General features: G+C 53.3%; 12 protein-coding genes. 10 read left to right on the forward strand and 2 right to left on the reverse strand.

The window, feature by feature from the left end; translation table 11 throughout:
• Positions 1-361: 361 nt before the first annotated feature.
• Positions 362-1615, forward strand: coding sequence for a serine hydroxymethyltransferase (glyA, locus tag ACI2J2_RS20205; RefSeq protein ID WP_209638386.1), 1254 nt, complete (start codon positions 362-364; stop codon positions 1613-1615).
• Positions 1616-1770: 155 nt separating this feature from the next.
• Entirely contained in the window at positions 1771-2922 is a 1152-nt protein-coding gene (locus ACI2J2_RS20210; RefSeq protein ID WP_209638384.1) for a 3-phenylpropionate MFS transporter, read from the forward strand.
• On the opposite strand, the gene csiE is transcribed toward ACI2J2_RS20210, so the two are convergent.
• Positions 2919-4184 carry a stationary phase inducible protein CsiE gene (csiE, locus tag ACI2J2_RS20215; RefSeq protein WP_209638382.1) on the reverse strand — a complete coding sequence of 422 codons (1266 nt, stop codon included), beginning with the start codon at positions 4182-4184 and terminating at the stop codon, positions 2919-2921. The two genes, ACI2J2_RS20210 and csiE, sit on opposite strands and share 4 nt — an antisense overlap.
• Before the next feature lie 144 nt (positions 4185-4328).
• Between csiE and ACI2J2_RS20220 the strand changes: the two genes are divergently transcribed.
• Positions 4329-4997 carry a DUF1007 family protein gene (locus ACI2J2_RS20220; protein ID WP_404760712.1) on the forward strand — a complete coding sequence of 223 codons (669 nt, stop codon included), beginning with the start codon at positions 4329-4331 and terminating at the stop codon, positions 4995-4997.
• Complete coding sequence (locus ACI2J2_RS20225; RefSeq protein ID WP_404760713.1) at positions 4988-6010, forward strand: nickel/cobalt transporter; 1023 nt, start codon at positions 4988-4990, stop codon at positions 6008-6010. The genes ACI2J2_RS20220 and ACI2J2_RS20225 overlap by 10 nt, the downstream gene beginning before the upstream one ends.
• A gap of 106 nt (positions 6011-6116) precedes the next feature.
• Here the strand turns inward: ACI2J2_RS20225 and suhB are convergent, their stop codons facing one another.
• Complete coding sequence (gene suhB, locus ACI2J2_RS20230; protein ID WP_209638376.1) at positions 6117-6920, reverse strand: inositol-1-monophosphatase; 804 nt, start codon at positions 6918-6920, stop codon at positions 6117-6119.
• 119 nt (positions 6921-7039) lie between these two features.
• On the opposite strand from suhB, the gene trmJ reads away from it, so the two are divergent.
• The 6 genes from trmJ to hscB all read left to right on the forward strand — a co-directional run bounded on the left by trmJ (position 7040) and on the right by hscB (position 11175).
• Entirely contained in the window at positions 7040-7774 is a 735-nt protein-coding gene (gene trmJ / locus ACI2J2_RS20235; protein WP_037417502.1) for a tRNA (cytosine(32)/uridine(32)-2'-O)-methyltransferase TrmJ, read from the forward strand.
• 193 nt (positions 7775-7967) lie between these two features.
• A complete protein-coding gene (iscR, locus tag ACI2J2_RS20240; protein ID WP_006318200.1) occupies positions 7968-8462 on the forward strand; it encodes a Fe-S cluster assembly transcriptional regulator IscR in 495 nt (164 codons plus the stop codon).
• 54 nt (positions 8463-8516) lie between these two features.
• Positions 8517-9731: an IscS subfamily cysteine desulfurase gene (locus tag ACI2J2_RS20245; RefSeq protein ID WP_209638374.1), complete on the forward strand. Its 1215-nt coding sequence runs from the start codon at positions 8517-8519 to the stop codon at positions 9729-9731.
• A 24-nt stretch (positions 9732-9755) separates the two neighbouring features.
• A complete protein-coding gene (gene iscU / locus ACI2J2_RS20250) occupies positions 9756-10142 on the forward strand; it encodes a Fe-S cluster assembly scaffold IscU (protein ID WP_012146333.1) in 387 nt (128 codons plus the stop codon).
• Between the two features lie 124 nt (positions 10143-10266).
• Entirely contained in the window at positions 10267-10590 is a 324-nt protein-coding gene (gene iscA / locus ACI2J2_RS20255) for an iron-sulfur cluster assembly protein IscA (protein ID WP_037417508.1), read from the forward strand.
• A gap of 63 nt (positions 10591-10653) precedes the next feature.
• Positions 10654-11175, forward strand: coding sequence for a co-chaperone HscB (hscB, locus tag ACI2J2_RS20260; RefSeq protein WP_209638372.1), 522 nt, complete (start codon positions 10654-10656; stop codon positions 11173-11175).
• The last annotated feature ends 117 nt before the right edge of the window (positions 11176-11292 follow it).

Here is an 11292-nt window from a genome sequence, read left to right on the forward strand (position 1 = left end):
GCGCTCCTTGGTCGATCATTATTGGTGTTTTGTAATGATGCATTTTAAATACATCTTTAAGTTTGAATGCATCCTAGCGGTTTCTGTTGCGGCTGTAAATACCCCTGATTTTTTTGCGGGGTCGCTCAGCGGCGATCCCGCTCACAGAACATGAAAAAACCGCATTCTTAGCATGAGTAAAAGTCCGTTGCCCAATGGCACTGTTTATCGGATCAAAACCTTGCTGCGCCTAAAGCCAATCGTTTGCGTAAAAACCTCTGTCAAGACCTATCCTCGGTAGGGGGAAACAGTTTACACTGTGTCCCAGAGCCCAAACGGGTGGTGATTTTTTAGTTAGCCGATTTAAGTCAGGAGAAGCCGGATGTTAAAGCGTGAAATGAACATTGCTGATTACGATGCCGAACTGTGGCGTGCAATGGAGCAAGAAGTTGTGCGCCAGGAAGAGCACATTGAGCTGATTGCGTCTGAGAACTACACCAGCCCGCGTGTTATGCAGGCTCAGGGTTCCCAGTTGACCAACAAATACGCTGAAGGCTATCCAGGCAAGCGTTATTACGGCGGCTGCGAATACGTGGATATCGTTGAGCAACTGGCTATCGACCGTGCTAAAGCACTGTTCGGTGCCGATTATGCCAACGTACAGCCGCACTCCGGCTCTCAGGCAAACTTTGCTGTTTATACCGCGCTGCTGCAGCCGGGCGACACCATTTTGGGGATGAACCTGGCACACGGCGGTCACCTGACTCATGGTTCACCTGTCAACCTGTCCGGCAAGCTGTATAACGTGGTGCCTTACGGCATCGACGAAAAAGGCCAAATCGACTACGCAGATCTGGCCAAACAGGCACAGACTCACAAACCAAAAATGATCATCGGTGGCTTCTCGGCCTTCTCCGGTATCGTTGATTGGGCAAAAATGCGTGAAATCGCCGACAGCATTGGTGCTTACCTGTTCGTTGACATGGCGCACGTTGCAGGCCTGATCGCCGCTGGCGTTTATCCTAACCCGGTACCACACGCACACATCGTCACCACCACAACGCATAAAACCCTGGCGGGTCCGCGTGGCGGCCTGATCCTGGCGAAAGGCGGTGATGAAGAGCTGTACAAGAAACTGAACTCTGCAGTGTTCCCTGGCGGCCAGGGTGGCCCGCTGATGCACGTGATTGCCGGTAAAGCGGTAGCGCTGAAAGAAGCGATGGAGCCTGAGTTCAAGATTTACCAGCAACAAGTGGCTGATAACGCCAAAGCCATGGTGCAAGTGTTCCTGGACCGCGGCTACAAAGTGGTTTCCGGCGGTACGCATAACCACCTGTTCCTGCTGGATCTGGTTGACAAGAACCTGACCGGTAAAGAAGCTGACGCAGCCTTGGGCCGTGCCAACATCACCGTGAACAAAAACAGCGTGCCAAACGATCCTAAGAGCCCATTCGTCACCTCCGGTGTGCGTATCGGTACGCCAGCAGTGACTCGCCGTGGCTTCAAAGAAGCTGAAGTGCGTGAATTGGCGGGTTGGATTTGTGATGTGTTGGACAACATCAACGATGAAGCCACCATCGAACGTACCAAGAAGAAAGTATTGGATATTTGCGCCCGCCTGCCGGTTTACGCATAACTCTGCTTTCCCTTTAAAAACCCGCTTCGGCGGGTTTTTTTATACCTGTTGCAGACAAACTGTGAACTACCTAGCACTCTACCCCCTAGACGGTGAATGTACATTGCTAGCCAGTGTGACCTCTGTCAAAGTATCGCCTTCACACCGGAGGGATCATGGTTTTGCAATCAACGCGTTGGCTCGCTCTTAGCTATTTCACCTACTTCTTTTCTTATGGCATCTTCTTACCTTTTTGGGGCGTTTGGTTAAAAGGTGAGGGCATACCGCCTGAAACTATCGGTATTCTGCTTGGCGCAGGTCTGGTTGCACGTTTCCTGGGAAGTTTGCTGATAGCCCCCCGGGTAAAAGATCCCTCTCATCTGGTGACGGCACTGCGCCTGCTGGCATTGCTGACACTGGCTTTCGCCATCGGGTTTTGTTTTGGTAATGGCTGGGGCTGGCTAATGTTAGTGATCGCCGGCTTCAATCTGTTCTTTTCGCCGTTAGTCCCGCTTACAGACGCGTTGGCCGGTACCTGGCAAAAACAGATCGCTATGGATTACGGTCGTGTCAGGCTGTGGGGATCGCTGGCGTTTGTGATTGGTTCGGCGTTGACCGGTCAGATGGTTTCCGTTTGGGGCCATAACGCTATTCTCTACAGCTTGATTATCAGCATATTAGCCATGCTGTTGGGCATGATGCTGAAACCGAGCGTGATGCCACAGGGCGAAGCGCGTATCCACAATGAAGCAGATCGTTCATTGCGGGAGATGCTTAAAGAAGGGCCGGTTTGGCGCTTCTTGTTGTGCGTAACCCTGTTGCAAGGTGCACACGCCGGTTATTACAGTTTTGGGTCCATTTATTGGCAAGAGGCAGGTTATTCGGCATCGACCATCGGTTACTTGTGGTCGCTGGGCGTCGTGGCAGAGGTGATCATTTTCGCCAGCAGCAATTTCCTGTTCCGTCGCTGGAATGCGCGCAATTTGCTGCTGCTTTCCGCCTGTTGCGGAATATTGCGCTGGAGCCTGATGGCCACCAGCACCGAGTTGGGGTGGCTACTGGTGATTCAGATTCTGCACTGCGGCACCTTTACGGTTTGCCATCTGGCGGCAATGCGCTTTATCGCGGCGCGCAAAGGGCCGGAAGTGATCCGCCTGCAGGCGGTTTACTCGGCACTGGCGATGGGGGGCGGGATTGCGATTATGACCGTGATTGCCGGCTTCCTGTTCGAGCATCTGCATGGCGGGGTGTTCTGGGTGATGGCGGCAGTGGCGTTGCCGGCGCTGTTTATTCGTCCGCCGGCCGTTGCAATCAGCGGCAACCGCTAAGAGGTTTCCAGCAGCGCACGTATGGCTTTGCGCTGCTGGCGTTCTAGCGGTAATTCAGTGTAAATCAGTGGCGGTTGCAGTGCACCGTGCTCCGTGGCGTACGGGGTGATGACCAGCGTTACCCCCTGTGGGGCACCGGAGTGCAGGTAATCACGCAGCGGTAAATATTTGATATTCAATGGCAGTAGCGTTAATTCGCGAATTTGATATTCCACTTCCTCTTCCAATTGCGGATTGTCCAGCGTCAGCAACAGTACCTGCTTTTCTTGTAACGCATTGCCTTGCATCAACCAGGCACCAAAACTGATCGCAACCAGCCCGGCTTCTTCACTGGAGAAGTGAATGCCGTACTCCTGTTCAAGGGGGGCCAGCGCTTCCTGGGCAGTACGCATCAGGCGCGGATATTTGCGTTCGACCTCTTCCAGCAGTGTGTTGTCGATACCAATTTCAAAGCGACAACGCTCCACCGCTGGTGCCAGATGCGCAAACAGCTGGCTGATCAAATCGTCTTTACTGCTGAAGGTCATACCGGATATCTGTTGGAAGCGTTCGACCATATTTTCAATCGCAGCCATCAGCCGCAGGTCTTCTGCAGAGTCGTTACTGTGATAGCTGTGGTTTTTCAGCATGGTGAACATCAACACAAGAAAGTCGCTTTCGCTGTCTTCGGGTTGCAGGGCAAAAAGCTGATTCAGCGATTGAAGCAACCTGCTCGCCACCTGATGTTCTGGCTTCTGATGAAGCCAGTCGCGCTGGGCAGGATTAAACATGGGATGCCGCTGGCTCCGAGCTTCCCACGCGCAATACAGAAGGTAGTGCTGCAAGAACTGACGATCGCGCCGATCAAAGCTGCGGTTGATCAGCGGTTCACATGCACTGATGTATTGCTCCAACGGCGTGGTCAGATCCTGGCTTATTCCCAGCGCCTGCCGTAGCCAGGGGGAAAAATGCCGCTCGATAAATTCTGGGCTACAGCGCAGAGCTCGTCGCAGCCAGTGGAGCAGGCAGAGGCGTTGATTGAGCGTAGTGCCCCGAATCCGGTATCCCTCGTCGGGATTGCCGTCGATCTCCAGATGGTGGAAACGCTGGATTTCACTGGCAACCTCGGCTATATCTTGCCGGGTGATAGGGGGGGCGACGCCATTAATTTGGCTGATGGTCTCCAGTTGTACTGCGGGCACCGGCGCATACAGCATCAATAGTAGATGGCAGCGTCGTTGTTGACCGGAGAGCTCAGGCACAGGGGCAGTGTCCAGGCTCATATCACCTTCAGGCAGGTAACGTTTAAATTATGAATAAGCATAGCAAAAGGCGATGCGCGGCGTGGCTACGGCACCCGGTTTTACTTCGGCTTACAACTTTCGTCACAATTATTGGGCGGAATAGCGGTGGTTTAAGATTGGTTGATGTTACTTTATAACAATAATGAGTATCGTTTGATGATGAAGTTACGTTTTATTCTGGCTGGTTTTCTACTGTTATGCAGTGCCGGCGCTGTCGCTCACCCGCACAGCTTTATTGATATGAACACCACCTTTGTGGTGAAGGATCAACAGCTGGTTGGCTTGAAAATGGTTTGGGTTATGGATGAAATCACCTCGGCAGATTTGCTGTACGACGCGGAGAATGCCAAAAGCGATTCAGAGGTATGGAAAAAGCTGGCAGCGCAGGTCATGGCCAATGTACTTGGTCAGCATTATTTCACGGATATGTACCGCGACGGTAAGCGGGTGAAATATTTGAATTTGCCGACGGAATACCATTTGTCACGCCAGGGGCACCAGGCGGTGCTGGAGTTTGTGTTACCGCTGGCCGAGCCGCAAGCGCTGGCGGGCAAACCGTTTGAAATCTCTACGTATGACCCAACCTATTTTGTCGATATGACCTACAAAGATAAGGCCGCACTGCACTTGCCGCCAGAAATGGCATCGCAATGCAAGTTCAAGCTGATGACACCTAAACCCAATTCGTCTTTGCAGGCCTATGCCTTGTCCCTCGATAAGAACGATTCACCCGGCGAAGATATGGCGCTGGGGCAACAGTTCGCCCAACGGGTCAGTCTGCAATGTCAATAAACCTCAGCCAGCAGGCGGCGCGTAAGCGACACTGGGCTTTCAGTCTGTGGCCATTGCTTTTGTTTGCACTGTTGCTGGCGTTGGGTGCGCAGTTGGCGTGGCACTATTGGCCGCAGTTGTTGATGCAAAGTGTGGTGTGGCAGAAAGGGCTGCACCAGCAGTTGGCCGGTCTGCTACAGCAGGTAAAAGCTGCACCGCAGCAGGCCGGGCTGGCGTTGATGCTGTTTAGCCTAAGCTACGGCGTGCTGCATGCGCTGGGGCCTGGTCACGGCAAGGTGGTGATTGCCACCTATTTGGCTACCCATCCGGCACGGCTGAAAAGCAGCCTGAAACTGACCTTTGCTGCGTCGTTGGTACAGGGGTTGGTGGCGATTGCACTGGTGACGCTGATGCTGGTGGTGTTGCAACTGTCATCACGGCAACTGCACCAAAGTAGCTTCTGGCTAGAGAAGGGCAGTTTTATTCTGGTGATGCTGCTTGGGGTATTACTGAGCTGGCGTGCCTTGAAGCGACTTTACCGCGCGGTGAAAACCCTGCGTCCGTCGCCGTCGCTGCGAATTAACAGCCTGCAACCGTTGCCGGCGGATCACGTTCACGATGAACATTGCGGCTGTGGCCACCGGCATATGCCAAGCGACAGCGAATTACAGGCGGGCAGCGACTGGCGCACACAGGCCGCTATCGTGCTGGCTATGGGGATGCGCCCATGTTCGGGGGCGATATTGGTGTTGCTGTTTTCCAAAGTGATTGGTGTCTTTATCTGGGGCGTTGTTTCGGCGTTGGCGATGGCGCTGGGCACCTCGCTGACCATTTCATTGTTGGCTCTACTGGTGCATTACAGCCGTCGACTGGCGGTGCGCCTAAGCCGTTCACGTGCCCCTGCTGCCTGGAGTGCCGTGGCGTGGGGGGCGTTGGCACTGGCCGGTGGTTTGATTTTGTTATTCGCTGGGCTGCTGTTATACGTCAGTGCCCAACCGGAGTTCGGTGGCGGTATCCGGCCTTTCTCCCGCTAACGGGCATAAAATAAGCGCTGCAATCATTGCAGCGCTTCAATATTCAAAACAGGTTCAGGCGTCGTGAGCGCCGGCAGTTTGCGGACGGCCAGCGTAATAGCCTGAATTAACGCTTCAGCGCTTCGCTCAGTTCTTCACGCATGGTAGAAAGCATGGCTTTCACTACGCGCGGGTTACCCGCTACCACGTTGCCGGAGCTTAAGTGGTTGTGTCCGCCGACGAAGTCGGTCACCAGGCCGCCAGATTCACGCACCAGCAGTTCGCCTGCGGCGAAATCCCATGGCTTCAGGCCAATCTCGAAGAAACCGTCAACGCGACCGGCAGCCACATAGGCCAGATCCAGCGCGGCAGAACCGGTGCGACGGAAGTCGGCACACTGAGTGAACAGTTTACCCACGATGTTGATGTAAGGTGTTGCGTGCTGCTTAACCTTGAACGGGAAGCCGGTAGCCAGGATGGTGCCATCCAAATCTTTGGCATTGGTGCCACGCAGGCGGTAACCGTTGAGCTGCGCGCCCTGGCCGCGAGTTGCGGTGAACAGTTCGTTACGCATTGGATCGTATACCACAGCGACTTCAGTACGGCCTTTAATGCGTACGGCGATGGAAACTGAGAAGTGTGGGAAACGTTTGATGAAGTTTGATGTGCCATCCAGTGGATCGATCACCCATTGTACATCTTTGTCTTCGCCGACCAATTCGCCGCGTTCTTCGGTAACAATGCTATGTTGCGGATAGGACTTGCGGATGACGTCGATGATCAGATGCTCTGCATCGCGATCGACGTTAGTGACGAAGTCATTGGTCCCTTTCTGGCTCGCTTCTACAGCGTCCGGGGTTTCGTAGTTTTTGGCAATCAGGTTACCGGCCTTGCGCGCAGCGCGCACGGCGATAGTCAGCATCGGATGCATGGGTATCTTCCAACTAGGATGTTAAAGAACAGGAAACGGCGCGAAGTATAGCAGGTGTTCGGCAAATTGCCTATGGCTGTGTTAAGATGCTGTGATTTTCCGCTACGCTCAGAGTTTGTATGCTGCATAACATCCGCATTGTTCTGGTAGAAACCTCCCATACCGGCAACATGGGCTCGACCGCCAGAGCCATGAAAACCATGGGGTTAACCAACCTTTATCTGGTTAATCCACTGATAAAACCTGATTCTCAGGCGATCGCCCTGGCCGCAGGGGCCAGTGACGTGATTGGCAACGCCACTATCGTTGATACGTTAGATGACGCCATAGCCGGTTGTAGCCTGGTGGTCGGCACCAGCGCGCGTTCACGTACCTTGCCATGGCCGATGCTGGAACCGCGTGAATGCGGCGTACGCGCCGTGCACGAAGGTGAGCACGCGCCAGTCGCGTTGGTATTTGGTCGTGAACGTGTCGGTCTGACGAATGATGAGCTGCAAAAATGCCATTATCACGTCGCCATTCCGGCTAACCCAGATTACAGCTCGCTGAATTTGGCGATGGCAGTGCAGATCCTGGCGTACGAAGTCCGTGTGGCTTACCTCGATCGCCAACAGGCAGGCGTGCCGCCGTTGGAAGAGACGCCATATCCGCTGGTGGACGATCTTGAACGTTTCTATCAGCATCTGGAACAAACGCTGCAGCACAGTGGCTTTATTCGCCCGTCACATCCGGGGCAGGTCATGAGCCGTTTGCGTCGTTTATTCACCCGCGCGCGACCAGAAGCGCAAGAGCTGAATATCCTGCGCGGTATGCTGACGTCGATCGAGAAACAGGACAAACATCAAGGTAATTAATTTGATGCGTTGTAACGGCTCGCGGTAATAGTATTAGTTATCCAATGGTTATAATATGTATTTTTTATGCATATTATCTAGCTTAGTTCAAAATGTGCTAATACTTGAGTAAATTACTAGGTTAAATAGTTGACTGATTTACTCGGGAATGTCAGACTTTCGGCCATGTTTGACCAACAGGTAACCATTAGCTATGAGACTGACATCCAAAGGCCGTTATGCCGTAACCGCTATGCTTGACGTGGCATTGCACTCCCAGGAAGGGCCCGTACCTCTGGCGGATATTTCTGAGCGCCAAGGTATCTCGCTCTCTTATCTGGAACAATTATTCTCCCGTCTGCGTAAGAATGGCCTGGTGGCCAGCGTACGTGGGCCGGGCGGTGGTTATCTGCTGGGGAAAGACGCGAGTGAGATTGCCGTTGGTGCAGTCATCACTGCTGTCGATGAATCGGTAGATGCAACCCGTTGCCAGGGTAAAGAAGGCTGTCAGGGTGGCGATCGCTGCCTGACCCATACCCTGTGGCGCGATCTGAGCGAGCGCATCAGCGGGTTCCTGAACAACATTACGCTGGCTGAACTGGTGAACAACCAGGAAGTGCTGGTGGTGGCGGATCGTCAAAATAATGATACCCGTCGCACGGCCAACGGTCGTCCGCAAGAAACTATCAACGTTAATCTGCGCGCATAAGCAGCTGGCGATATTTTTTTAGTTTTTGGAAGTGATGTACGGAGCACAAGAGCAATGAAATTACCGATTTATTTGGACTACTCAGCAACGACGCCGGTTGATCCGCGCGTTGCTGAGAAAATGATGCAGTGTTTGACTCTGGACGGGACTTTCGGTAACCCGGCTTCCCGTTCCCACCGTTTCGGTTGGCAGGCGGAAGAGGCGGTAGATATCGCCCGTAACCAAATTGCTGAACTGGTTGGCGCTGACCCGCGTGAAATCGTGTTCACTTCCGGGGCAACCGAATCCGACAACCTGGCGATCAAAGGTGCGGCCAATTTCTATCAAAAGAAAGGCAAGCACATCATCACCAGCAAAACCGAACACAAAGCCGTGCTGGACACCTGTCGCCAGCTCGAGCGTGAAGGCTTTGAAGTGACCTACCTGGCACCGCAGAGCAACGGTATCATCAGCCTGCAGGATCTCGAAGCGGCGATGCGTGAAGACACCATTCTGGTCTCTATCATGCACGTGAACAACGAAATCGGCGTGGTGCAGGATATCGAAGCCATCGGCGAAATGTGCCGTGCACGCGGTGTCATTTATCACGTTGATGCGACCCAGAGCGTAGGTAAATTGCCTATCGATCTGAGCAAATTGAAAGTCGACCTGATGTCGTTCTCCGGCCACAAAATTTATGGCCCGAAAGGCATTGGTGCGCTGTACGTGCGTCGTAAACCACGTATCCGTATCGAAGCCCAGATCCACGGCGGTGGCCACGAGCGCGGTATGCGTTCCGGCACGTTGCCTGTGCATCAGATCGTCGGTATGGGCGAAGCTTACCGTATCGCCAAAGAAGAAATGCCGACAGAAATGGCACGCTTGCGCACACTGCGCGATCGTCTGTGGAACGGCGTGAAAGATATGGAAGAAGTGTATCTGAACGGTTCGCTGGAGAACGGCGTTCCTAACATCCTGAACGTCAGCTTCAACTATGTTGAAGGTGAATCGCTGATCATGGCCTTGAAAGACCTGGCCGTATCTTCGGGTTCTGCCTGTACCTCCGCTAGCCTTGAGCCATCTTACGTGCTGCGCGCGTTGGGAATGACCGACGAGTTAGCGCATAGCTCGATCCGTTTCTCTCTGGGGCGTTTCACCACAGAAGAAGAGATCGATTACACCATTCAACTGGTGCGTAAATCCATCGGCCGTCTGCGCGATCTGTCTCCACTGTGGGACATGTTCAAGCAGGGCGTGGATATCAACAGCATCGAATGGGCACATCATTAATTCTCAGGATTCAGGAGCAAGGTCATGGCTTACAGCGAAAAAGTAATCGATCATTATGAAAACCCGCGTAACGTGGGTTCCTTCGACAACGAAGATCCTAGCGTTGGCAGCGGCATGGTGGGTGCACCGGCCTGTGGCGACGTGATGAAGTTGCAGATCAAGGTCAACAATGAAGGTATCATTGAAGACGCGCGTTTCAAGACTTACGGCTGCGGTTCCGCCATCGCTTCCAGCTCGCTGGTGACCGAATGGATGAAAGGCAAGTCTCTTGATCAGGCTGAAGCGATCAAAAACACCCAGATCGCCGAAGAGCTGGAATTACCGCCGGTAAAAATTCACTGCTCTATCCTGGCTGAAGACGCCATTAAAGCAGCGATTGCCGACTACAAGAGCAAACATAGCGCCAAGTAATCATTGTGTAGGGGCGTTGCATGTCGCGCCCGCATTCAGCGGGGCGAGTCTATTCACCCCCTGCACCGGTTAGCTCCCCACACCTGTTTTGCTACGGGTTGGGGATATTAAGTATGAGGTTGTGATGTCAATTACCATGAGCGACAGCGCTGCACAGCGCGTTCAGGCATTTATGGATAACCGTGGCAAAGGCCTTGGCCTGCGTCTGGGGGTGAGAACCTCTGGCTGCTCCGGGATGGCGTACGTGCTGGAATTTGTTGACGAAATGAACGATGACGACATCGTTTTTGAAAACAAAGGCGTTAAGGTGATCATTGACGGCAAGAGCCTGGTCTACCTTGACGGCACCGAGCTTGATTTCGTTAAGGAAGGTCTGAACGAAGGCTTCAAGTTCAACAACCCAAATGTCTCAAGCGAGTGCGGCTGCGGCGAAAGTTTCAACGTCTGACAGTCCATCGTGCTCCCCCGCCAGGCGCGGGGGAACTTCATCCGATAACGCCCAGAGCACGCTATGGATTACTTTACTTTATTCGGGCTGCCAGTTCGCTATCCCGTGGACGGCAGCCTGCTTGCATCTCGCTATCAGGATCTGCAGCGCCAATTCCATCCCGATCGTTTTGCCAGTCAGCCAGAACGCGAACGCCTGATGGCGTTGCAACAGGCGGCAACGATCAATGAAGCCTACCAAACGCTGAAGCACCCATTAAAACGCGCGGAGTATATGCTATCTTTGCACGGTTTTGATTTGAGCAACGAGCAGCACACTCTGCGTGATACCGCGTTTCTGATGGAACAGCTTGAGTTACGTGAAGAGCTCGATGCCATTGAGCGCAAAGCGGACGCGGAAAGCCTGTTGGCCAGCTTTGGTGCACGGGTGAATGAGACGGTCAAACAGCGCAGTGCGCTGATGGTGCAACAGCTGGATAGCCAGCAGTGGGTTGATGCCGCCGATACCGTGCGTAAGCTGCGCTTTTTGGACAAACTCCAGCAACAGGTTGAACAACTCGAAGAAAAACTGCTGGGTTTTGAGTAATTCTTTTCATTTATACCCAAAATAATTGGCGTTGCATCAAGGCGGAAAATTTGTGAGTCCCCAGGAGCATAGGTCACTATGTGACTGGCGCGAATAAATGCAGCCAACAAAGATGCA

The organism is Serratia sp. NPDC087055, from assembly GCF_044900985.1.
GTDB lineage: Bacteria > Pseudomonadota > Gammaproteobacteria > Enterobacterales > Enterobacteriaceae > Serratia.

Coding starts and splice junctions, on each gene's coding strand:
- glyA (WP_209638386.1), top strand. CDS start 362: ATGTTAAAGCGTGAAATGAACATTGCTGATTACGATGCCGAACTGTGG.
- ACI2J2_RS20210 (WP_209638384.1), top strand. CDS start 1,771: ATGGTTTTGCAATCAACGCGTTGGCTCGCTCTTAGCTATTTCACCTAC.
- csiE (WP_209638382.1), bottom strand. CDS start 4,184: ATGAGCCTGGACACTGCCCCTGTGCCTGAGCTCTCCGGTCAACAACGA.
- ACI2J2_RS20220 (WP_404760712.1), top strand. CDS start 4,329: ATGTTACTTTATAACAATAATGAGTATCGTTTGATGATGAAGTTACGT.
- ACI2J2_RS20225 (WP_404760713.1), top strand. CDS start 4,988: ATGTCAATAAACCTCAGCCAGCAGGCGGCGCGTAAGCGACACTGGGCT.
- suhB (WP_209638376.1), bottom strand. CDS start 6,920: ATGCATCCGATGCTGACTATCGCCGTGCGCGCTGCGCGCAAGGCCGGT.
- trmJ (WP_037417502.1), top strand. CDS start 7,040: ATGCTGCATAACATCCGCATTGTTCTGGTAGAAACCTCCCATACCGGC.
- iscR (WP_006318200.1), top strand. CDS start 7,968: ATGAGACTGACATCCAAAGGCCGTTATGCCGTAACCGCTATGCTTGAC.
- ACI2J2_RS20245 (WP_209638374.1), top strand. CDS start 8,517: ATGAAATTACCGATTTATTTGGACTACTCAGCAACGACGCCGGTTGAT.
- iscU (WP_012146333.1), top strand. CDS start 9,756: ATGGCTTACAGCGAAAAAGTAATCGATCATTATGAAAACCCGCGTAAC.
- iscA (WP_037417508.1), top strand. CDS start 10,267: ATGTCAATTACCATGAGCGACAGCGCTGCACAGCGCGTTCAGGCATTT.
- hscB (WP_209638372.1), top strand. CDS start 10,654: ATGGATTACTTTACTTTATTCGGGCTGCCAGTTCGCTATCCCGTGGAC.